Source organism: Pedobacter heparinus (genome assembly GCF_032678725.1).
Taxonomy (GTDB): Bacteria; Bacteroidota; Bacteroidia; order Sphingobacteriales; family Sphingobacteriaceae; genus Pedobacter; species Pedobacter heparinus_A.
On record NZ_JAVTSC010000011.1, the window covers coordinates 18,584 to 41,510 of the forward strand.

The 22,927-nt window shown below is 38.8% G+C and carries 24 protein-coding genes; 3 read left to right on the top strand and 21 right to left on the bottom strand.

What is annotated here, in order from left to right; genetic code table 11:
* Window position 1: 1 nt before the first annotated feature.
* The 20 genes from tcmP to R2Q85_RS16565 form a co-directional block, all read right to left on the bottom strand.
* Window positions 2-835 carry a three-Cys-motif partner protein TcmP gene (gene tcmP / locus R2Q85_RS16470; RefSeq protein ID WP_316812902.1) on the bottom strand — a complete coding sequence of 278 codons (834 nt, stop codon included), beginning with the start codon at window positions 833-835 and terminating at the stop codon, window positions 2-4.
* Window positions 836-1,280: 445 nt separating this feature from the next.
* Entirely contained in the window at window positions 1,281-2,312 is a 1,032-nt protein-coding gene (locus R2Q85_RS16475; protein WP_316812903.1) for an ATP-binding protein, read from the bottom strand.
* Between the two features lie 101 nt (window positions 2,313-2,413).
* Window positions 2,414-3,685: a hypothetical protein gene (locus tag R2Q85_RS16480; RefSeq protein ID WP_316812904.1), complete on the bottom strand. Its 1,272-nt coding sequence runs from the start codon at window positions 3,683-3,685 to the stop codon at window positions 2,414-2,416.
* Between the two features lie 115 nt (window positions 3,686-3,800).
* Entirely contained in the window at window positions 3,801-4,226 is a 426-nt protein-coding gene (locus R2Q85_RS16485; protein ID WP_316812905.1) for a helix-turn-helix domain-containing protein, read from the bottom strand.
* A 16-nt stretch (window positions 4,227-4,242) separates the two neighbouring features.
* A complete protein-coding gene (locus tag R2Q85_RS16490; protein WP_316812906.1) occupies window positions 4,243-4,428 on the bottom strand; it encodes a hypothetical protein in 186 nt (61 codons plus the stop codon).
* Window positions 4,429-4,470: 42 nt separating this feature from the next.
* Window positions 4,471-5,094 (bottom strand): hypothetical protein, encoded by a 624-nt coding sequence (locus R2Q85_RS16495; protein ID WP_316812907.1) that lies wholly within the window; start codon window positions 5,092-5,094, stop codon window positions 4,471-4,473.
* Window positions 5,095-5,154: 60 nt separating this feature from the next.
* Window positions 5,155-5,499: a hypothetical protein gene (locus tag R2Q85_RS16500; protein WP_316812908.1), complete on the bottom strand. Its 345-nt coding sequence runs from the start codon at window positions 5,497-5,499 to the stop codon at window positions 5,155-5,157.
* Between the two features lie 162 nt (window positions 5,500-5,661).
* Window positions 5,662-6,189, bottom strand: coding sequence for a TlpA disulfide reductase family protein (locus R2Q85_RS16505; protein ID WP_316812909.1), 528 nt, complete (start codon window positions 6,187-6,189; stop codon window positions 5,662-5,664).
* Between the two features lie 7 nt (window positions 6,190-6,196).
* A complete protein-coding gene (locus R2Q85_RS16510) occupies window positions 6,197-8,716 on the bottom strand; it encodes a zinc-dependent metalloprotease (RefSeq protein ID WP_316812910.1) in 2,520 nt (839 codons plus the stop codon).
* Window positions 8,717-8,819: 103 nt separating this feature from the next.
* The gene (locus tag R2Q85_RS16515; protein WP_316812911.1) at window positions 8,820-9,203 is read right to left on the bottom strand and encodes a hypothetical protein; all 384 of its coding nucleotides are present in this window, start codon (window positions 9,201-9,203) and stop codon (window positions 8,820-8,822) included.
* A gap of 56 nt (window positions 9,204-9,259) precedes the next feature.
* On the bottom strand, window positions 9,260-9,682 hold the full coding sequence (locus R2Q85_RS16520) for a MauE/DoxX family redox-associated membrane protein (protein ID WP_316812912.1): 423 nt from the start codon (window positions 9,680-9,682) through the stop codon (window positions 9,260-9,262).
* Window positions 9,682-10,161: a protein-disulfide reductase DsbD domain-containing protein gene (locus R2Q85_RS16525; RefSeq protein WP_316812913.1), complete on the bottom strand. Its 480-nt coding sequence runs from the start codon at window positions 10,159-10,161 to the stop codon at window positions 9,682-9,684. Before R2Q85_RS16525 ends, R2Q85_RS16520 begins: the two co-directional genes overlap by 1 nt.
* Window positions 10,162-10,173: 12 nt before the next feature.
* Window positions 10,174-11,646 (bottom strand): TlpA family protein disulfide reductase, encoded by a 1,473-nt coding sequence (locus R2Q85_RS16530; RefSeq protein ID WP_316812914.1) that lies wholly within the window; start codon window positions 11,644-11,646, stop codon window positions 10,174-10,176.
* 33 nt (window positions 11,647-11,679) lie between these two features.
* On the bottom strand, window positions 11,680-13,047 hold the full coding sequence (locus tag R2Q85_RS16535; RefSeq protein WP_316812915.1) for a RagB/SusD family nutrient uptake outer membrane protein: 1,368 nt from the start codon (window positions 13,045-13,047) through the stop codon (window positions 11,680-11,682).
* An 8-nt stretch (window positions 13,048-13,055) separates the two neighbouring features.
* Window positions 13,056-16,625: a SusC/RagA family TonB-linked outer membrane protein gene (locus R2Q85_RS16540; RefSeq protein WP_316812916.1), complete on the bottom strand. Its 3,570-nt coding sequence runs from the start codon at window positions 16,623-16,625 to the stop codon at window positions 13,056-13,058.
* 224 nt (window positions 16,626-16,849) lie between these two features.
* Window positions 16,850-18,154, bottom strand: coding sequence for a FecR family protein (locus R2Q85_RS16545; RefSeq protein ID WP_316812917.1), 1,305 nt, complete (start codon window positions 18,152-18,154; stop codon window positions 16,850-16,852).
* A gap of 135 nt (window positions 18,155-18,289) precedes the next feature.
* The gene (locus R2Q85_RS16550; protein ID WP_316812918.1) at window positions 18,290-18,589 is read right to left on the bottom strand and encodes a type II toxin-antitoxin system RelE/ParE family toxin; all 300 of its coding nucleotides are present in this window, start codon (window positions 18,587-18,589) and stop codon (window positions 18,290-18,292) included.
* Window positions 18,586-18,825 carry an addiction module protein gene (locus R2Q85_RS16555; RefSeq protein WP_316812919.1) on the bottom strand — a complete coding sequence of 80 codons (240 nt, stop codon included), beginning with the start codon at window positions 18,823-18,825 and terminating at the stop codon, window positions 18,586-18,588. The genes R2Q85_RS16550 and R2Q85_RS16555 overlap by 4 nt, the downstream gene beginning before the upstream one ends.
* A 65-nt stretch (window positions 18,826-18,890) precedes the next feature.
* The gene (locus tag R2Q85_RS16560) at window positions 18,891-19,460 is read right to left on the bottom strand and encodes an RNA polymerase sigma-70 factor (RefSeq protein ID WP_316812920.1); all 570 of its coding nucleotides are present in this window, start codon (window positions 19,458-19,460) and stop codon (window positions 18,891-18,893) included.
* Between the two features lie 528 nt (window positions 19,461-19,988).
* On the bottom strand, window positions 19,989-20,651 hold the full coding sequence (locus R2Q85_RS16565; protein WP_316812921.1) for a peptidylprolyl isomerase: 663 nt from the start codon (window positions 20,649-20,651) through the stop codon (window positions 19,989-19,991).
* Window positions 20,652-20,936: 285 nt separating this feature from the next.
* Between R2Q85_RS16565 and R2Q85_RS16570 the strand changes: the two genes are divergently transcribed.
* Window positions 20,937-21,242 (top strand): type II toxin-antitoxin system HigB family toxin, encoded by a 306-nt coding sequence (locus tag R2Q85_RS16570; protein WP_316812922.1) that lies wholly within the window; start codon window positions 20,937-20,939, stop codon window positions 21,240-21,242.
* A gap of 6 nt (window positions 21,243-21,248) precedes the next feature.
* Complete coding sequence (locus R2Q85_RS16575) at window positions 21,249-21,626, top strand: helix-turn-helix domain-containing protein (protein WP_316812923.1); 378 nt, start codon at window positions 21,249-21,251, stop codon at window positions 21,624-21,626.
* A gap of 2 nt (window positions 21,627-21,628) precedes the next feature.
* On the opposite strand, the gene R2Q85_RS16580 is transcribed toward R2Q85_RS16575, so the two are convergent.
* Window positions 21,629-22,084: a DoxX family protein gene (locus tag R2Q85_RS16580; RefSeq protein ID WP_316812924.1), complete on the bottom strand. Its 456-nt coding sequence runs from the start codon at window positions 22,082-22,084 to the stop codon at window positions 21,629-21,631.
* Between the two features lie 86 nt (window positions 22,085-22,170).
* Here R2Q85_RS16580 and R2Q85_RS16585 point away from each other — a divergent pair, with 86 nt between their 5' ends.
* Window positions 22,171-22,770, top strand: a complete 600-nt coding sequence (locus R2Q85_RS16585) for a Crp/Fnr family transcriptional regulator (RefSeq protein ID WP_316812925.1) — start codon at window positions 22,171-22,173, stop codon at window positions 22,768-22,770.
* Window positions 22,771-22,927 lie beyond the last annotated feature (157 nt).

The following is a 22,927-nucleotide window of genomic DNA, read 5'->3' on the forward strand; positions in this document are numbered from 1 at the left end:
ATTATTTGTACTTAGGTTTGATTACGTCATTGGCAATTGTTAGAGCTGCCTTATTATTTGTTGCCATGTAAAAATGATACATTGGCGAATTCATCGAATTCCTCATCACGAATGGTTCCGAGACAAATTTAAAAATAGTTTTGAGACGAGACTGATATAATTTAGCCGCAGCATCAATTGCCTTTTGCTCTTTCTCTATAACGATCTCTTCACCAAATAATGTATAAACTGGTTTAGAATTATAAAAGAACTTCATAATATCAGGTCTTGTCATCCCAAGAAATTTTTCTAGTCTTGTAATCCATTCGTCGCTAATTATTCCATCCTTCTTTAATAATCTATTTACTCCCATTCCTATTGGTACTAATATCCATAAGTCAATTCCGTAACCTTTTAGAATTTCGAGTGAGTTCCAATTCACCTGCATTCCTTTTGGATCAATAAATGCAAGTACTTTACAGTATTTGTTTTCAGGTTTTTGCAAATAATCAACAAGATCGCTTAATTTAACATTGCAATCTTCAGCAACTACATGCGACTTTTTTTCAGGGAACTTTTTCCGTATTGTAGTTTCAAGGTTAGCCGCAAACTTTTTATCTAGTTCTACGAAATAGTACAGATCAAAAGATTTCGGATCATTTATAGTCAAAACTCTTACAGCAGCCCCTTCAAGAGTTGCCTCATCTTCTGCTGTGATTTCTCCAGACCCTGCAAACCCATCAAAATAAATAAGCTTAAAATAATCGTATTTATTCATTATTGTTAAATATGCCTTTGCATAAGAAGTAACGATATCAATTTTTTGATCCGTCCAATTGCCTCCGAATTTATTCATACGTTAATTTAATGGTTGAACTTTATTTGGTTATTTGGTTATAAGCAAACGTAATGTTTTCCAAATTAAAAAACACCATAATCTCGAAATATTTTTAAATATAAATTACTGATTATCAGATCAATAAATTGGATTTTAACTCAAAAAAGTGCTGTTTAGAATGCTAATCTGACAGTGTGTCTTTAGGAAAATATGCACTGCTTTTATGTTTAACAACAAATATCTTCGCTTCTTCCATGGTTGTAGGATAACGAACGTACTGATTATTTTCCGATACATGATCGAAGTAGAAACCATTATCCACCAAAAATTTCGCCAGGGTCCATTGTTTTATATCCGTAAGCTTTGGGGGTCTAAATTTATGATTAACGATTACGGATTTTTGTCCGCAGCCCGGACAGGTGAGGTTGATCGGCCGCTCCTCTATAAAATTATGGCTTCCGGGTTATTTATCTGGATTGCGCCCTAACGCATTAAATAAAGAACTTTCCCTTGTTGCGCCCAGCTGTTGCTGCCGATCCGCAAATAATTTATTCTCCTCTACTTCCTCAAAAAGCTGGAGAGTATTAGTGGCAACATTTAAATCTATTTTACTAAGATCTAAAGTGTAATCAGAGGACTTGGCTGGCGAAGACTTGCCTGCATAACTCATCATAATGTGAACTTTGTTATTAAAATTTTGCAATTCATGCGGATTAATTATGATGATTTCCGTATGATTTTGTACCAATCCAAAATGGAGGCTTCCAATTTTTCGAACTGAATTAGCGGGATCATCTTTACCAATTTTATGCTGAAATTCTCCAGGTACTGTCATCAAACGTACAGTAACGTCTTCCTCATTCTGCAATTGCGAGAAATTAAATAAAAAGACCGATAATGTGAGATAAAATCTGGACGGGTTTTGTATTAAACCTGCCTTTTCCACTTTAATATAGCCTTCAATGTTGGGATAAGAAATCCGTTTAAAAAGAGCCTCAATGAAATAGTGCGGTGCAGGTTTGGTTTGCCCATCAAGCCTGACAAAATAAGTATTATCGTGTTGATGCGGCTTATATGGGCTAGGCTGTACTTCTATGATATAGATATTTTCCGTGGCGGAATTTTGAAGAACTTGGATCCTAACTCCGGTTGGTAGGGGTGTGATGTTATCTGAAATCTTATTAATCATCCAATCCTTTTCCTTGTAATCGGGTACAGGTGCCAAAGCACCGACAAATTTCTTTTCATTGGTAATAGGGTCTGCTGTGCCTAAAGGGGCACCCCAAACAACTATTCCTCCATCGGAATTTAGCAATCCGCAAATGGCTCTGATTATGCCTTTAATATTTTGGTTAAAGTTTCCGTAGGTTGGCGAATATGCCTTAAATTCTACAGTATTGCTTTCGCCATGATCAGTGGTGAAGAAATGAGCAATGTCCGCATAAGTTAGATCAGTTAATGATTTTCCGAAAACGGATAATGAGAGGTCAGTCATGATTTTGTTTTTTCATACAAGATGAGTAAAAACCAAGGAAAAACCAAATAATTGTCGCTGACGGACGGCATTTCATCGGCAGTTATGCCCGAAAAATGCAATTAAGATAAAACCTGAACTTTTTTGTTTTCTATTTTTTTAGTAGTCACAGGTTTTTCAACCGAGATATATTCTGACCAATTATCGTGTCCTTCAAAGCATCCGACTGTTGCTAAAAGTCCATCAATTGCAGCCTTGTGCTGTTTGGGATTTTTACGACAAAAAAGCAATAGTGAACAAAGCTGCAGAGTTGTTATCAAACAATGGCTCCTTAATCTTGAATAGTTTAACATCTGATGTGGAAAAGAAACCTCTTTACGTGCATTTAGAGGTTCATCCTTAAAAGTATTGACAATCAATAATCCTTTTGGTGTTGTTCCATCATTATCAGCAATATATGTTGAAACAAATTTTTCAAGCTGTGCGGCATTTTTTTCCGCCGCGGATTTATTCTGACCTTTGATTTCAACAATGACAATTTGATTATTATATTTCATAATCAGATCATCTCTTCTGTCGTGTGTTGGTAGCATTACAAAGCCAAGTTCAAGAAAAACCTGCTTGACTGCATTTTCTAGCGCAAATCCTGACCCAGACCAAAGTTGTTTTAAGGGAAGGTAATTCGATAATCGTAGTTCGCTTTCAGCTTTGGCTTTCTGTAACCTATTAATTTCATTTTCTAATGATCTGAAGTTTTCTTTTTCTTCCTTTTCACCAGGAAGAAGATAGTTGTTCGCCCAGTTAGGAATATGCAAGGCATCATCGCCTTTTCTTATAAGTCGGGCAATATCGTAAAGCTCCCTCAGAAAGACAGTTTCATCAATATTGCAGTCCTCTGATAAGCCAGGTATAAAGATATAGTCCCGTGTATAAAACCCGATGGAATTAGGTTTTGATTTTGCCTTGCCAATGCTAGTACCAGGATGATTTGAAAAACTTACTTGATACTCAAATTCATTGATGTATTTTTTCATGAAATCTTTCAAAAGGCTATCAGGATTGACTTCAATTTTTCTTCCTGTTGAAGGAATTTCTATGGCATCTAACCCTAGGAGATCGGGTATAGTTTTGCTTTTACCTGCCAACATTGACATAAAACTGCTTCCTGAAAAACAAATAAATACCACTGGAATATTTTTGAATTGTATAAACTCCTTTAAGTCGGCAATTCTTCGATCAACCTTTGATGTTAAGCATTCCTTCACTGAATCAACCAGTGTATCTGTATCTATCACAATAAAATCATACTCATGCATATTTTGCTCAGAGTGAAAATCAAACCCACCTTCATTGTGGAACCATTCTCCGATTTGACCTATGTGTAATTCTTCCATAAAATCTAATATGAGTCTAAATATAAGAGATATAAAATAAATAAGTTATGTGCAACATCGGCAGTCTTTTCTCAAAAACAGCTTTGTGCTTTAATTACCTTATTTTCTAATTCTTTCATATCATCTGGTAGCTTGGGTAATTGCAGTTTTCTACAAAGTCCGACATCCCCCTCCTCCACCCCTTCGGCGTCACCCCTGTCATTTTCTTAAAAAACCGGCAAAAGTACGATGGGTATTCAAAGCCCAGTTCATACGCAATAAATTTAACAGGCAATTCGCCCAAAGCAAGCAAACGCTTACTCTCCAGCAAAATTCTATTTTGCACTAACATAAATACCGTCTGCTGGGTATGCTGCTTTGTAATCTCATTTAATTTTTGAACGCCACAGGCCAGTTTGTCCGCATAAAATACCGGGTACTTTTCTTCCTTGTAATGCTGCTCAATCAAAGCTTCCAATCTGGTCATCAACATTTCCGGCGAAACATAGGCTTGTTTCAGCACTGGTACATAATTCTCGTCTTTGGAATGATCAGCAAACATCAATTCAAAATCTAAATTATTCCTTTGTCTTCAATAGATTCAACATTGCTTCATCCAGCACAGGGATCAGATCGATGTATTCTTTTTCGAATAAGTCCCAGAGAATGTCATTGGCTTCCTTTCTGGTAATGCCCATTTTTTTCATTAAAGAATTTGTGTCAATCACTTCAGGCTCATAAGGGGGTAGGTTTATGCTTTTCATAGACAGTTCAGTTTTTTTATTTAGTTAGCTTCATTTATCGTTTCAGTATTTTATTAATGCCCTTAATTTCGCAATCAGCAGTTCCCACCTATCTTCAAAAAACTGTTCATCAGGGTTCAACTGCTCAAAATAGTCCCTGATCTGCTGGTGTAAAGTAACGGCATGTAATTGCTGTATAAGAGGTTCAGCCTTTCCTAACCCAGCTACAATGTCATCCAGTTCCTCAAAAGCTTCCTCCAAAATCCCATGAAAGGTAATCCCCTCATCTGCTGTATTGCCGTACTGCGGTTCTACAGCTAAAATAATGGCACCCAAAACACCAACGGCCTCTTCCAACTGCCCGGCATTGCGCAATTCTTTGTACCGTTCCATCAACAGATCTGTAAACGCTGCTATTTCTTCTTCCATAGCTTCGGCAATCACATAACAGTCGTTTATTTGCCAAACCACAAACCCCTTTAGCAATGCCAGGGTTTCCTGATGAGTTAAGGGTAAAAACTCAGCTGCAAGTTCATACAGGAGGTATGCGTCATCTGCTCCAGCTTCCCTGAATTTCTCCAACAACAATTTGTCGGGCTGGGCCGCCAGGGCTTTTTCCAATGCCGGGATATGAATTTCCGGATCATAAATTGGTATTTTTCTATATTTTGATTTTTCGCTTCCCATATTGTTTTTAATTTGTCTGATTCCTGGTCTAATACCTAAAGCAATCAATTTCTGTTTTCATTATTTATCTAAATCATCACACAATAATGCTGCAATAAAGCCTGCCAGGCTATTCAGGTTCAGGTATAGCATCCCAATTTGTTTCAGCTGCATTTCATCCGCAATCTTTCCCATTACAATCATACTATCCAGGCATTTATTAATCCTTGCACAATAAAGATTGAGGCAGCGTTTACACCCTTGCGGATATAGAGCCATGTCTATTTCGGCATCCATTCTAATCATCCTGCATTTCGAACGAAATATTGCGCCATCAAAAGCTTCTTCGTAACTGCCATCCATTATGCTGGCAATAACTTCGTCAAAAAGTTCAAAATTCTGTCTGGCTGTTTCGGCGAGTTTCATACTGGTTATTCAGGGTTTATTAAGTTCTTTGGTGCTTTCATCTGTGTTTTACATTACATTTAACATTTTAAAGAAGCCGGAGGAGAAAAGTACTATGAACTAAAACTCCCCCGGACATTCTTTTTCATATAACCAACCTTGGAGCATTAATTCACAGGTTCTTTATTTTATCTCACTTAACAATTTTTCCAATCCGGCATCTAACGCCGCAGCATCTCTAAGCGGTATACCAAGTTCCATCACGCCAGACGCAGCAACCAGTTTCCCTTTGCTATCTACCAACACATAAGCAGGTACTGTCTGCACATTAAAAAGCTTGTGTATGCTTCCGTCCGTATCCCTGCCCTGCATCCATGGTGTTTTATCTTCTGCCAGTGCTTTTTTCCAGGCCTTATCCGTATCGTCAGCAATACCAATAATGTTAAAACCTTTGTTATACCATTTCGCATAAAGCTGTTTTAACTTAGGGAAAGCGGCCCTGCAAGGCACACACCAGGAACCCCAGAAATCTATCAGGGTATATTCTGATTGTGCCACCGTTTCCAGCAAGCGCATCTTGCCTCCATCAGGTGTAAGTACCGTGAAATCCGGCACTATCTGTCCTTGATTTAAGAGCACCGGATTTGGCTGTTGTGCCTGGGTAGCAAAACCCAGCACAATCAGAATTAAAGTCAATTTTAGTTTTCTCATCTCGTTTCTATTTAATAACCAAAGCCCTGTTTATCTGATCCAGGCAATCCAATAAATGGTACCGGCTCATTTTGTCTTTCATTTTAGGAATGGCTGTTTTAATTTCCCGTTGTAATTCCTTTACCTGCATTTTAGCCAGACTAGTTGCATCAGAAAAATTGAGCCCCATCATCTTTGCTAAAGCACCCATAACAGGATCAATTGCAGCAGCCGCAGCAGGTGATTTATCCAGGCCAGCCAGTTTAACAAGGCTATTTACATAATTCTTTTGCAGGTTGCGCCGGTAAACATCAACTGACTTTCCAGACTTTAACTCAGTCCATACAATTTGTTTTACGTCAGCCAATAATTCAACCGCTGTGTAAGCTTTGAGCCCATCCTTCTCCTGGGCCTTAGTTAAATTCCCTAGCGTTACTGGCGATAGCAAACGGTTTAACACACCTCCCTGCATTGCGCTTACATACTTTACCGGATCAATTTCTGTTCTGTTCAATATTTCCCAGTTAAAAAGCCAGGTTGGGGTAGTAAATAAATACTGGTCCAAATAAGCCATAGCTCTTTTCTGAGTCGCTTTAGGCACATAGGCTATAACCGCGCCCTTTTCTTCAACAGCTTTTTTTGTGGTCATTATTCCACCTATATTTTTCAATACATGTCCGGTATAGCGATAAAACTGGTTTAATGTCTCATTATACATATCTCTCAGGTTGCCATATCCCTCATTCTTTTCCTTAGTCCATTCCATCAAACGAGGGACTATTCTTTGCAGGTTCTTAACACCGTATGCACTGGCTTTCATCGCATCATCGCCCAGATCTTCGCTCTGGCTGCGTGGTTCAAATGGATCTTGCTCTTGTCCAAACCACAAGCTTTTGTTGTCCGACGTTCTTGCAATGATCCATTGGTTTAATTTGGTTTCCTCTTCTTCTCTAGGCATTTGTGGCCACCACCTATAGCCCCATTCTATCGCCCATTTATCATACTCCCCAATTCTTGGGAAAATCCCTTTTTCCGATATTCTGTCTTCCGGCTGGGCCACATAATTAAACCGGGCATAATCCATAATACTTGGTGTATGCCCATTGGCCTCTACCCAGGCTTTATCCCGTAATTTCTCTACCGGTACAGTTGATGAAGAACCAAAATTGTGAAGTAAACCTAAAGTATGGCCGACTTCGTGACTAGATACAAAACGGATCAATTGTCCCATCAGATCATCATCAAACTTCATTTTACGTGCTTTCGGATCAACTGCGCTGGCCTGTATAAAATACCAGTTGCGCAGCAGTTGCATTACGTTATGGTACCAGTTGATATGTGTTTCCAGTATCTCTCCTGTCCGTGGATCATGTACATGCGGACCACTGGCATTTGGCACTGCTGAGGGCTTATACACGATCACATTATGCCTCGCACTTTCCATACTCCAGGTGCTGTCCTGTGTATTTGTTGGTGCTTCCCTGGCGATTATTGCATTTTTAAAACCGGCTGCTTCAAAAGCGACGTTCCAGTCGTTTACACCTTGTATCAGGTATGGTACCCATTTTTTCGGTGTCGCAGGGTCTATGTAAAAAACAATGGGCTGTTTAGGTTCCACCAGTTCGCCGCGTAAGTACTTTGCTTCCTCTTCTTTTTTCGGTTCCAACCTCCATCGTGTTATCATGCCGGTAAAAGCAACACCTTGTGGATTACGGTCAAAATCAACATAGCCGGTAGCAAAATATCCAACCCTATCGTCATAAGCCCTTGAACTCATAGGCTTTTCAGGCAGGCGGATGATAGAACTGTTGAGTTCGTATGTAGCAGTTCCACTTGGGGTTTTACCATAGGTTTTTACAGTCTTGATCTCCAGGCTTTTCGAAAAGGTTTTAACAGAAGAGATGTAGGACTTGTCAGCTTGTAAGCCCCCAAGTTTCAGGTTCCCTTTTGCACTTGTATTAAAAAATAGCACCTCATTATCCGCATTCAGGTAATCCGTTACATCTATTACTACTGCAGATGAATCTTTACTCAACGCTTTTACATCAAATGCAGCAACAATAGGTTGCAGGCTGGAATTGCGTACCGAGCGGTACATGCCATTGTCAGTGCTGTCTGTTGAGCGTTCGGTATAAGACATGCTTTTTATAAACAGCTTATCCTTTGGTCCTTTGGTAAAACGCAACACATTTTCATTAATCTGATCACCACTATAGCCACTAATACCCTGGCTGGCGCCTGTAGCCCCTTTTGATATGCGGTTCACTATCAGAAGGTCTGTTTCCATGAGGGAATCGGGGATCTCAAAAAAACACTTTCCTTCTACCTGGTGCACTTTAAACAAACCTGTTCCTGTAACTGCCTTTTTGGTGATCACCTGGTCATAAGGTTTAAGTTTTGCTGGCGGGGCTTTTTTGGCTGTATCAGCTACATTTTTTGCCATCGCGTTCGCTGTTGCTACTGTCTTTTCCTGTCGCTTTTTTAAAATACTACAGGAAAAAAAGGCAAGAGCCAGGCCGTACAAAATGATAAATTTTGAATATTTCATTAGTTCTTTGTGTGTTTTGATTTTTATAATTTTAGCACAGCACCGCATCATTCCTTTATGCGGTGCCTGCCAAAAAGCTTTTTATACTGTGTTTCTTTTAGATTTATTCTTCTCTTTCATCTAAGAATACCGTGACGTACCTAGCCTGAAAATCGTAAATGGTTTGGACATGTGATGGCAATGCTCCATACACTCTAACGTGTTCAGAAAGAATAAAAGTTGCCTGAGCAGGTGTTGTAGTGCCATTGTCAAAACAGATCGCACATAATTCCCAACCACCCCGACACAGTAGATTTGGAATGCCGATAACTGTACTCCAGTTTGCCGAATTTACAATACTACTAGCGGTTGCTGGAACCGGGCCATTATATTTTAAACATTGCATAAGCATCGCTTGCTTACGATAGTTATCATTCGTAAATGCCAATACGGTTAATGCTCCAACTAACAAAAACGCAAAAACCAATAAAAATTTAACTCTCTTCATAATTAATTTAATTTGTTATTTGATTCCGGTATTTTAATACAGGCAACCGGTTTAACCTATCCATGCGCATGAATGTCTTTTGGCAAAAGCACAATATTAATCCCTGCGAGTATTGTGAAGCTCACCGTAAACCACAAGTGTCCTTCCCATGAAAGTCCAGGTATTATTCCGGTACAATAACACGGTACCTGCTCTGCATAATGCAGCATTACATACAAATACGTGCTTAATGATGCCAACAAGATGAAAGTGCTATAAAGCCCCATTAACCTGGTCCGGTTAAATACCAATAAACAAACTATTCCTATTTGAAGTACCATCAGTGTCCAGAACAGCATCGCATGGTAATCTTTCACAAAAGGGTAGAACTCAAACCCTGCTTTTGCGATCGTATACCCCCAAAGCTTTAAACCTGCCGCATAGAGCAGCAATGCTGCCAATTGCAGTGAAATGATGAATGTCAGTTTACGTAAGTTCATTATCGTTTTATGGGTATAGAGAATTTCATTTCGAGTGGCGGAGTACAGCGTTCTTCTGTACAAGCCATATAGTCTATTTTACCTTTTACTACAATCTCTCTCGCCCCCTTGGGGAGAGACGTCCTTCGGAACATAGAGGTGAGCTTTACCTTCTGCTCAAACACTACGGAATCCTTAAAATAAAATACCTGTATTTTGAATACTTCCGCAAATTCTACCATTGGTGCCGGCTCTTTTACTTTTCCTATTAAACTATACTCAGCAGACGGGCTAAAAGTAAAATTCGTTTTCAATGGTCCACCATTAGGTTGGTCAACAGAGTATATATGCCATCCATCACTTATCACACCCTTTACATAAATGATTGCTTCATCTTTACCAATTTTTTTCACTGCACAGCTCCACTTCAAAGGACTGTAAATCTGTGATTTAGCAACACTTACAAACAGTAAAAAACCAATTGCTATTAATACTCTCATCACATTGTATTTTTATGAGCCGCTATTGTCAGTGATTACCACGAATTGCATTTCTCGTTTGACCAATTGTATGTCGATGTCATAAGGCTGTAACGCTCTTCTTAAATCTTCGATGGACTTTAAATCTTTACTCTCAGGCAGCATCAAATCTATGGGCATATTTTGCTTAAAGCCGGTTTCATTAAGCAATAGCGCCGCCTCTCCATTCTTTGCATTTTGAATAAAAAAAGAAGAAAGCAAAGGACTATTAAGAATAACATCGTTTAAGACATATAAACCTGTTTGTTCATATTTAACAAGTGATTTGCCATTTTTACTAACCTTTAAAGTGCTTCTTTCCTTTGCTTTTGATTCTAATTTGTCCTTATCAGAAGTTCTGACTAAAACATAGCATGATACGATCCGCTTTTCCATTTTGGCTTCTGTTCCGTATAAGTTTCCAAAGTATCTGTTTAAATCTTGCTGCATATAAGTTTTTCGCTGCTTTTCTGTCAAACCCATTGGGACAATTTGTTCATAACAGAACTTATGTTTTATATATTCTGCATCGTTTATATTCTCAATCCCGTGAAAACTAAATGAGTATCTCATAGTATCTTTTGGAATAATGAAATATTTTGCCATTCCGGCGGATTTATGATTGTAGTAGTACAAAATATCCCTAGCTCCTGATTCAATTTCCTTATTAAATGCATTTTGATATAGATACAATGGGCTAAAATTAACGTAGGTACTTCTAAAGATACCTGAAACCGTATCTAGAATTCCTTCCACTTTCCCCATACCCTCAGCCTCGTATTCATTATTAAATCGAGTAAAAAAGGCTCCGTAACTAACAGACGTATTTTTAAAATCACCGAGCAATTTGAAATATGGATAATTCGGGTCAAATACAGGGACAGTTGAATTATCTCTCATAAAAAAAATCTCTTTCCCATTTAAACAATCTCTTATTCTTTTCGAGGTATTATTCAAACTGCTTCCTCTCAATAGAATAGTTCCATCCTTATCTATCCAGACCTGATGGCCTAGATTAGCAATGGGTAGAAGTTTAAGGAGTTTTTTCAAGTTACCAGCATCGTCCGTTATAATTGAAGGAAGGTCTGGCAATTTTAATTCCGGATGCTTCTTATGGATTGCCTCAATAGTAGTTTCACTAGGATCAGGATTCACCAAAATAATCTGTATCTGATCTCCAAATTCCTTTTGTAATTTTTCCATTTTAGGAAAGCCTGCGACACAGCTTTGACACCAAGATGTCCAAAAATCAAGAATCACAAGTTTGCCCTTGAATTCTGAAAATCTGGTTTTCCCAGTTTTGTTGTTTAATACACTTCCTAAAGGCAAATCAGGCATTTTATCCCCAATTTGAAGGCCATTACTTCTTCTGTTATGCCAATCGGGATCGTTAATTTTTTTAGTCCATTTCTGGGCATAATTCGTCAGGCTTGCGCATAGCAAGCACATTAAGATTACTCTTTTCATTTGTTTAGATTTAAATTGTGTGTGTTATTTAAGTCATCGAGGGTTCTGTTGTATGCCAGATCTACTGATTACATCGTAAGGGATCAATGCTACCCATCTGTTATTATTTGGAAGCAAAGAATATTCAGTTCCATTGATCACTCTTTTCAAAGTAATATTTGCTCCTTCCATGTTTAACCTTCTCACATCCATCCATCGTAAGCCTCTGAAAACAAGCTCCTTTCTTCTTTCGGCAAGGACTAATGCCAATGGCTCATTTACAACTGATGGATCGATGGGAATCCAATGATTTTTATCCATACGCTTTGCCAAAAGTGTATTTAAATCGCTTACTGCTTTTTCCTTTTCTCCTTTTCTTGCATAACATTCGGCTCTGATTAGGAACATTTCAGATGTAGCCGTGCCCGTGAAAACAAGCCACGGACCTTCGGTGCCAAAGTAACTCCCTCTAAAACCAAAAGTTCCTGTATTTACTCCTGTATTTGGTTTAAATAAAATTGTTTTTCGTAAATCGAATTGATTATAGATCGACAATAAAGCCGGATCAATTTTAGCATTACTAGTAGACAGAATCGAGGTAACAGAGGCTCTACTATGAAAAATAACTTCTGCATTAAATATATTAAAGGGAATTCCAGGTACAAGGTTATTAAAGTCAAGTAACATATTGTGTTTTTGCAAAGCCAAGTCAGCATATTTTAATGTGTTGTTATAATCACGCATAGTTAAATAAACGCGACTTAGCACCGCATAAACAGCCGCTTTAGTTGGACGGGTAGGGGCTTCCGTAGCTTTCGGTAGTAAATTAGCAGCTTCATTTAGATCAGAAATGATTTTATCGTACGTTTCTTTTATGGTCGCTCTCTTTGATTTTTCGTTAATATCTGAAGTGGTACGAAGTACGATACCTAAGTCTGATAAGGTAGATTCATCGTAAGGTTTTGCAAATAATTGCGCGAGATTGAAAAATGCATTTGCCCTATAAAATAATGCAGTACCTTTTATTTCTCTGGATTTTGTATCATCGGGCAATTTCAGGGTCGCCAGATGGTCTAAAACAATGTTAGAGTAATAAATAGGCCTCTGATACGGCAAAGCCCAACTTGGATCATACGGAACGTCATTAAGCGACCAGGTATAATTCAAAGCCAGATCGGCACTTAAACCCTGCCAATAGGCAGGAGTAATATAATACTCATCTGATAGGATTTCCAACAGAGCTGGATCGCTGTCGGTATTACCCGGATTATCCAGCAAGGCTTGCAAATCTTCAGTTGTACTTGGAAGAAATTGCTCCTTTAATGGTTTTTCTTCTAAAAACTTCTTACAGGAGAGTAATGTTAAACACAATGCCAATAGGCACATGTAACTGTATTTAAAAATTGATTGCATATTTTCCATTTTCAAAATTATAAGTTTACTGAAGCTCCTATTGTCCAGGTTTTGGGAGCTGGTGCAGCGGTTGGGTCAGAGCTTCCTCCACTAAAATCCGGATCAAGTAAAGATTTATTTTTCCGCCAGATGATGATGTTCAAATTATTGGGATAAAAGAACACTTGCGCACTTTTAACAGGGAATTTGCTAGGTCTCCTATTTGTCCAATTGTAGGCCAAACGTATATCCTGCAGCTTGATATTATCAGCACGCAAAACGTTGACTTCGGCAAATTTGTAAAATTCCTCTCTTCCAGAAACGCTATTTAAAATAATAGAGGGAACATCCGTATTCTGCTCATCTCCTGTATTTTGCCAGTGGCGATAGAAATCGCTAGTGAAACTTGTTCCACTCAAAGTTCCAGTTGCCCTTGCCAGCAAAGATGGCTTACGGAAGTAATAATTAAACCGTCCTGTTATGATGAATGACAAACTAAAGTTTTTGAAATTAATGGTATTTCCCAAGTTGGCACTGTACAGCGGAACAGAAGAGCCATGATAGATTTGATTTTGAATGGAGTCGCTTGCTATCGCATTATAATCTTTACTTATTTCCCCATTTAAATAGCCGCGCGGATCGCCGGTTGTGGGATCAAGCCCAGCCCATTTGTAGCTGGACATAGCATAAGCCAGTTTGCCTTCTGAAGGGTTAAGATTAGATAATATAAAATCACTTGCTTTATAACCACCATTGTAAATTTTAGTAACTATTGTTTTAGCATAAGCTATACCCAAATTGCTTGTCCAGTTCAGCTTCCCAGTTAAATTCTTTGAGTTTAAATTGAGCTCAAATCCATTTCCTTTAAGATCTGCAGAGTTGACATAGTCATTGTAAATGCCTACCGTTGGATCAAATGGATAACTTGCAATTAAATCAGTAGATTTTTTCCAGTACAAATCCACACTTCCTCCTAACCTTCCTTTCAACAATGCAAAGTCAATTCCCGTATTAAAAGTCCCGACCTTCTCCCATCTTAAGTTAGGATTATTAACCGATGTCGGTTGGCCATACGCAAAGCCAGTTGAGGAGACAGTAAAGGGAGCATATAACATTGTCAATCTACCCGACATAGTATTGTTCACATTTCCAGCGTAGCCATAAGATGATCTTAAAGCAAGAGACTGAATCCAATCAACATCAAAGAATTTTTCATCAGAAATCAGCCATTTGCCACCTACTGACCAGAGGGGCTTCCATTTGTTATTAGTCTTTACACCAAATATATTTGCTGCATCCCTTCTCACATTTCCATATAAAAAATAACGGTCTTTAAAGCTGTAAGACCCGGTCCCAAGTATGGAGATTAGTCTGTTGAGTGGTTGAGTGCGATAACTATCACCATTTTGTATTTGCGAGAAGCTTCCTTCACCAACTCCATAGGTTTGAGGATAATAGTTAAAATAATCCATATTGGTTCTATAACTTCCGTTGCGGTCGTCATAGCCATACAAAAGATTAGTTTCTGAATAGCCTTTGGTTTCCGATATTTCCGCACTTAGCATAGCGGTAATTCTATGCAAGCCAAAAGATTCATTATAATTCAGTGATGCACGCCCATTTCTGGTAATGGACTCCGCAGTTGAAGAATTTAAAATATCTCCCATAGGAATAGGGTATTTCAAATTAGGGTCAATGGAAGGATCTGGATTAAAAAAAAGGTTTATATTTTCTCGGGTATCGAAAGATTGTAATACATTTTGATTTTGGACGATTGAAATCTGGCTTAAATACTGATAGTTTACTGCAGTACTCAACGAACCAGTTATTTGATAAGAGGTTCCTACATTGATATTCATAAACCGAGTGGCAGCATTATTTCTCACCAGCCTGATTTCATCTAATGGTCTATATCGCCAGTCCAATAACCCAGGATGATTTACCGTATCTAAATAGGCTGTGCGTTTACGGTAAGGAACATAGAGAGGTAACCCTTTTTCATCAGCTAATTTGAGATATGGATATTGTGCCCAGCCAGCATCAAATGAGGCTGCCTCATTTTTCGTCTGTACATAATTAATTCGGGTTTGGATTTCCAAATTCTTTAAAGGCTTTAAACTGGTTGCTGTGTTCAGTGTATATTGCTGAATGCCTTTGCTCCCTTGGATATTTGGAGTATTTGCGTTATAACCAAAAGAAAAATTATAGCTTAGGTTATTTGTTCCCCCATCCAGGCTTAGATAGTGTTGTTGCCGCACTGCTTGTTTGTAAATGTATTTATTCAACTGCTCACGTGTATCTATGCTCCTTAAAGCATTGATTTGATCATCTGCTGCTTGTGCTGAAATCTCATTGTTTTTCTGCTTATTCAAAATCTCTACAACTGGAGATAGCACAGGCCACGTATAGACATCTTCTAACGATGCATCATAAAAGCCCTTAGCAAACAAATCTTTTTCTATATCGATAAAATCGCTGGTACTAATTCTAGGGATATAATATAAATCTGGTTTATTCTCAATGGTAACATTGGATGACGCTGACACGGATATTGATTTATTGTACTTTCCTTTTTTTGTAGTGATTACAATTACACCATTACCCGCCCTTGAACCCCATATCGATGCGGCTGCTGCATCCTTCAATACAGTTATATTTTCAATGTCGTTTGGATTGATGCTGTTCAAATCAAATCGTCCATCTATAGGGAAATTATCAACTACAATTAAGGGATTGGGATCGCTATTTATAGTACTAGTTCCCCTTATCTGTATTGGGTTTTGATATCCACCGCCATTCATTCCGTTTTTCTTGTTAAACAACACTCCCGGAATCATTCCATCCAACCTCTCTAATATCCCCATTCCAGCTCTTCTATGGTAGTTTGTACTGTCTAGCTGTGCGTAAGATCCCACAAACCTTTCTTTACTGATAGTTTGATATCCGGTGTTAATAGTCACCTCTTCCAGCTGCACCAGCCTCGCCTTCAAATTCAAATCAATATTTTTATCATCCTTAACCGCATATTCAAAAGGCTCAATGGAAACTCCGGTAAATACCAGCACATCGCCTTTCTTTACTCCTTTTAAAACAAACTCACCTTTGGCATTGGTTCTGGTGCCGGTTTTAGCCCCCTTTACCATTACCGTAATCCCTTCCAGCGGCTCACCCCTTTCATTACGCACCACACCACGTACATCAGCAAAAGCCCCATCATCGCTCCCAAGAAATCGATCCAGAAAGGAAGGCTCCTTCTCCTTAATCACTATGGTTTTATCTTCAATGGTAAAACTAAATTTACCGTCTACCAGGCATTGGCTCAACACTTCTGGAAAGCCTGCATTTTTAAAATCTGCATTTATTTTTTGGGTAACATCTAATTCAGGCGATGGCCATAATACATCATAACCTGTTTGTTTCCTGATTTCAGAAAAAATTTGTGACAGCGCAGCGTTTTTTTGTACATAAGTTATTTTTTGCGCAAGGCTAGCAGCGCTAGCTTGCACCAGGAGAGCGGTCATGATAATTATGATCATTTTCATAATTAATAGCATTTTATGCGGCAGCCGTTGATGCGGCACGCCTAGGTTAAAAGCATAAATTTTCATACTTTCGTGTAGTTTGGGTTAATACGTTATAACTGATCGCAAATTTGTTTATAGGGTTACCCAGGCTTTGCGTAGAAGTGTTCGCGCACTTCTGCGCTTTTTATTTTCTGGTCCCTCTCTCCTTTTTTAATTCTGCTGTCGTAGGTTGCTATTCATCTGGTTGTTTATTGGTTAAGTTGATATATAGTGAATTACAGGGGTGGTTAATCCCATTTTTGATGATTCTACTTTGTTACTATAATTCTTTGTCCTTCTATTTTAAAATGTGCCTTGCCCGTAAGCTGCAGCTTATTCAATATTTGTGAAACGTTGCTAAATCGGGACACCGTGCCACCAAAGCCAGCAGTTTTAACAGATTCATCCTGGTAAACAACTTCTACATTGTACCAGCGGCTTATTTTAAGCATAATGCCAGTCAAAGGTTCGTTATTGAACTTAAAGTACCCTTCTTTCCAGGCTACCGCTTCTTCAGGGTCTATCTGTTTTACAGCTATAGCTGAACTACCCGTGACAAGGGCTTGCTGGTTGGGTTTGAGCACCATCCCGCCTTCTGCACCCTGCCCGTCATCTCGATTAGCCCCCCCGTCATCTCGAACCGCAGGGAGAGACCTCTTGTTTGTGCTATTCAAGAGATCCCTCGTCGCTTCGCTTCCCTCGGGATGACGACCGTTTATGCTACCGCCAATAGAAACCCTCACACTCCCCTCCAACAACGTCGCCTTCGTACTCCGCTCATCCTTATACGCACTAATGTTAAAATGTGTGCCCAGCACCGTTGTTGTCAAATTTTTGGCAGTTACTACAAAAGGCTGTAATTTATTCCTAAATACTTCAAAATAGGCTTCGCCGCTTAGTTCAACTTTACGTATACCGCCACGCTCTTTTAACGGCATTGTATAGGTTAAAACTGAAGCGGCGTTAAGCCATACCTTTGTTCCGTCTGGTAAGGTTACCTGGTAGGTTCCGCCTCTCGGCGTTGTTACGGTTAGCATCCTGCCGTCATCTCGACCGTATGGGAGAGACCTCTTGTTTGTGCTATTTGAGACGACCGAGTTGTCGGTGTATCTTAATTCATCCCCTACAATCACCCCTGTTTGTTTATCACTTAAGGTAATGGCTGCGCCATCACCAATTTTTATGGTTGCAGTATTTTTACCTGGCGCAATGTCATTTGCATAGTTCAAGAGATCTCTCGTCGCTGCGCTTCCCTCGAGATGACGACCGTTCAGGTTTGATGCATAGTATAACCATACGCCTAAAGTAATTGCTGCTACCGCAGCAGCTACGCCGATAATACGTGGCCAGAGTTTCGTCTGCCTATCTTCTGCATGCTCATGCAACTGGTTATGAATCTCTTCCTGGGTTTCAGCCAGCATCTCTTTTCGTTGCTGCTCATCTAACTGTGTCCATGATGGATACTTATGCTGATAGGCATTGTAATAGCTATTATACAGCGCTATTTCCTGATCGGAAGCTGTACCATCTGCTACTTTTCCTGCAAGCTCAATATATTTATCTTTATCCATCATCAATTAAATTTTGCCTTTATACCTGTAAGGCACAAAAAATAGAGGTACCCCCCAAGCTTTGTTAAAATAATTTTAAAATAATGTGAAGTTTTGTCACTTTATATAGTTTGACGGGCCTGAGTTTGGCGGTACAAGCTATTTACGATATTTCTTGCCGGGTTTCCTGCTTGTATGGAATATATCGGATATAATGATACAACTTTCTTTTGGAAGAAACTCAAAAACAATTACATAAGGGAATGAATCTACTTTGCTTTCTCTGTAATTTCGCTTTCTAATCTGATAATGCTCAGGATGATTAGAAATACGTTTGATATGCCTTTCAATAGTTGCAATAAAACGATCTCCCAATCCTTCTGAATGATCCTCATACCAATTTCCCGCATCGATTAGTTGATCCTGGATGTCGGGGTGAAAGATAATTTTGTAACTCATTTCTTTTTTGATAAAAGGAATTTTCCTTTTACTTCTTCCCAGCTTACGCCTTTAACCTTACCTGTTTTTATGTCATCAACACGTTTATCAAGCATCTTTACATATTCAGGATCTTCCCATGGATCGTACTTTTGGTTAATTTCATCTTCAACCATTGTATATATCGCTTTAACCTTCTTGTCGTCGGCATAACGTATATAGTCATATAATCTATCTCTAAGAGTTGTAGCTGCCATAGTTGCTAAATTAATAATCAAAAATACATAATATCAAAGTTAAAGCCAAACCGTACCGCCAAACTCTACAAAAAGAAAAATAAAAATGCGCTGCTGGGGCCAAGTTTCTCTTTTAGCTTTTTTAAAGCAATGGTCATCTGGTTCTCTACGGTCTTTTCGCTAATGCCCATTTGTAACGCAATTTCCTTATTACTCAATTGCTGATAGCGGCTCAACCTGAAGATCTCACCATACCTGCCCGGAAGCTGATCAGCTAAGCTTTTAATAAAATCCGATAGTTCCCGGACTTCTATAGCATTTGCTTCATCATCCCCGCTCACATCTATAGTGGAAAGCTCTGTAAAAAATCCCTTCCCGATTTTATTGTCCCTGATGTAATTGGCTATTTTAAATTTTACAGCTGTTAAGAGATAGGCTCTGCAGTTGGTAATGTTCAGCTGTAACCTGTTTTGCCAAAACCAAATAAAAATATCCTGTATAATATCCCGGCAACCATCCCGGTCACGTAATATATTATAAGCCGAGCCATACAACGCATCCGCGTGCCGGCCATATATTTCGTTAAAGGCCGTATAATCGCCTGCCTGTATCAAAGCAAGCAATTCCTGGTCAGTATATGCGCTGTAAGCAGCCATGATAATATTTGTTATCCCTTAGTTAAATTTACCTAATATTTTCTGCAATTGTATATATAATTCACAATACACGGTGAGAATTTGAGACATTTATTTTCATAGTGTATAGTTAACACTCAGGCGTTTAGCAATGAAAAACAGGCTTTGAGCTGCGCCCAAAGCCTGTTTTTAAAAAGAAATTTATTTGTATTTTATTACCACCCCGCCCGTTGAGCACCACTGTGTTTTACCACCCCCTGCCTTTCAGGCATCCCCCTCCTTGCTAAGGCTGGGGAGTGTATAGCGCTTTAGCCTGCGGGTGATAAAAGATAATTACAACCTTATCCGAAGGTTAGGCATCCTGCAGATCCCCTCCTTGGCAAGGAGGGGTGGCGAAGCCGGGGTGGTAAATCATAATTTGCGAGATGAAACGAATTGTTTTACCCCTATTATTTTTAAGGCTTGGAAAAAGCCATAAAAAAAACGGGGTTTGGATAGCGAGGGGGTTTATAATAATTTGTTCTGTCCAAAAACTGTTTTGAAATTTGGTTAATAATCTACTTTAGACAAGATAATTATATTAAAGACAACTGGGCTCAGCGGAACATCATTTTGATCTGTCGCTACCGAATTAATGGCATCTGCTATTTCCAGGCCTTGTGTGATTTCACCAAATATGGTATAATCCCCGTCCAGGTGTGGCACACCTCCTATTGTTTTATAAACCTCACGCTGTGCTGATGGAATTTTCCGTCCCTTCTTTTGCTCAATGGCATCGAGTTGGGCATCACTGAACTTCTTCCCTGCTACCAGATAAATCTGCGAGATATAAGATCCCTTTTCAGGATTATCATCCCGTCCAGCACCCAATGCCCCTCTTTTATGAAACAGATTCGGTTTAATCTCTGCAGGTAACCGGATCACAAATTTTTTGGGATGGCGCTTTTCCCGGTTCAGTATAGTATCGTCCAGTTCTCCGCCCTGGCTGACGAAGTCCTTGATCACCCGATTAAACTCCGCATTCTTATACAGGCCTTGTTTTACAACGTTTAGAAACATATCCCTGTGTTGGGGAGTCTCATCGTAGAGCATTATGGTAATGTCACCTTTATTGGTTACAAAACGTACTGATATAGATTGCGCAAATGCGGTTTGCAGCCCGAATAACAAAGGCAAAGTCAATGCAATTAATTTAAATGCGCTGATATTCATATTAGTTTTTTTAAGGCTATTCCTAAATCAAAGATAACGAGTTTAATACTACAATACCACCCCGGCCTACGGCCACCTCTCCCCAAAGGGGCGAGGGAATAACCTCCGGATAAAATTCAATTTATTGAACCAATCATCAAAAAATTGATTTATATTATACTTATTATCTTAATAGTTACATTTAAATAATATATAATTATATTTGTATCGCTTCAAAATCAGACGATCTGGAACATAATTTTAAATAGTGAAATTTTATTTTAAAAAACAAAATACTACATTTGTATGGTTATCATTTCAAAAGCAATAATTAATTCATTCGCTAAGGCAAATGTAAATGCAGAAGCTCCCTTGCAAGATTGGTACGAGGCAACAAAAAATGCAGACTGGAAAAATTTCAATGAAATGAGACAAACATTTAACAGTGTGGATGCTGTTGGGAATGATCGGTATGTTTTTAATATTAAGGGCAATTCTTACCGCTTGATTGCCCTTATCATTTTCAAAGTAAGAACAGTATTTGTCCTTTTTATTGGAACGCACACAGCATATGATAAAATTAATGCAGAACGGGTAGCATTTAAAAAATAACAGGCTATGGAATATCAAATAACTTCAGAAAAACACTATCACGAATTAATGATACTTATCTATGATCTGATGGATAAAGGAGAAGCAAATCTAACCGATTCAGAAATCGAAAAACTGCGTACATTAACATTAGCGACCGAAAAATTCGAAGATGAAGTTCTTGGCCTAAAACCTGTTAAACAACCCGAGTCTATACCTGAGGTGCTTGAGCTGTTCATGTTTGAGAATAAAATCTCACAAGCGAAACTTGCTGACGAATTAGGTATGGGTAAACCCAAACTATCTCAAATACTAACAGGTAAACGCAAACCGGACATTACTTTTCTGAAGGCAATCTACGATAAACTTAAAATAGACCCCAAGTTTATTTTAGACCATATTTAAGCTTAGCGTATAAGACTATCTAAAGCCCATTTCCCACCGCCTTCAAAAAATAAGACCAGGCAAATTCCTAATACCAATAAATGATATTCAAAGCCTTCCTGTCCGGAGGGTAATTTTCCAAACCAGTTCATAAAAAATCCATTTGCCAAATGCACATGAAGTATCATCCCAACAAACAAAAAGAAAAACGCCAGGGCGGCTATTCGGGTCCCGAATCCACTCAGGATCATGAATACACCTAAACATTCTGTTATAATGGCTATGACGGCTACAAATGTTGGCAGGCCTACCTGACTTTTCATAAATATCATTTCACCGGCCAGGCCTGGTCCATTGAACCAGCCAAAAAGCTTTTGCAGTACGTGCGGTAAAACGACGCCACCTAGCGTAATCCTTAGAATAAGCGAACTCCATACTTCCTCTGTATGAAAAATCTGATACCATATTTTACTATCCATATATTTTGTTTTTTGACAAATGTCAGTACATTCTGTCAACCGAATATGTGATATTTATCACAATTATACAGACCGGTAGAGCTCATATGACAGATTTACTTTCAGCGCATATAGACAGACATATCAGCTTAAGCAATACGCAAAAAAGCCTGTTTTTTGATCAGCTTGTAATACACACAATAGAAAAAAATCAATTTCTTTTAAGGGAGAACGAAGTTTGCAAATATGAATATTTCGTTATAAAAGGAGGTTTAAGACTTTACGAACTAGAAAGATCAGGCAACGAGAAGGTATTTTATTTTGGTTTCGAAGATTGGTGGATTACTGACAAATACAGCTTTTTAACAGGTAAGCCTTCGCTTTATAATTTGCAGGCTATTGAAGATACACAGGTGCTGGCCATCAGTAAAGAGAAACTTGACCAGTTATTCATGGATATCCCTGCGATTGAAAGCTACTTTCATAAAGTCCTTCAAAGTACATTTGCGATATGGCAGGTTCATGTTTTGTTAATGCACAAGACCGCTGCCGAAAAGTACGCGATGTTTACCAGTATGTACGGTTCTCTGGAGAGTCGGCTACCGCAGCAATTGATCGCCTCTTATCTGGGGATGACACGGGAAACACTTAACCGTATCAAAAGCGGAACCCACGATAAACTCAGGCGCCGATCCAGATCTTTATGATTTTACCCCTATTATTTTTAAGGCTTGGAAAAAGCCATAAAAAAAACGGGGTTCGGATAGCGAGGGTCTTATAATTGGATTGAAATCCAACTGCGGAAATGTATATTTTACTTATATTCGGAAATCTGCTAACGTTTTATCCTCAATTTGCCAATCT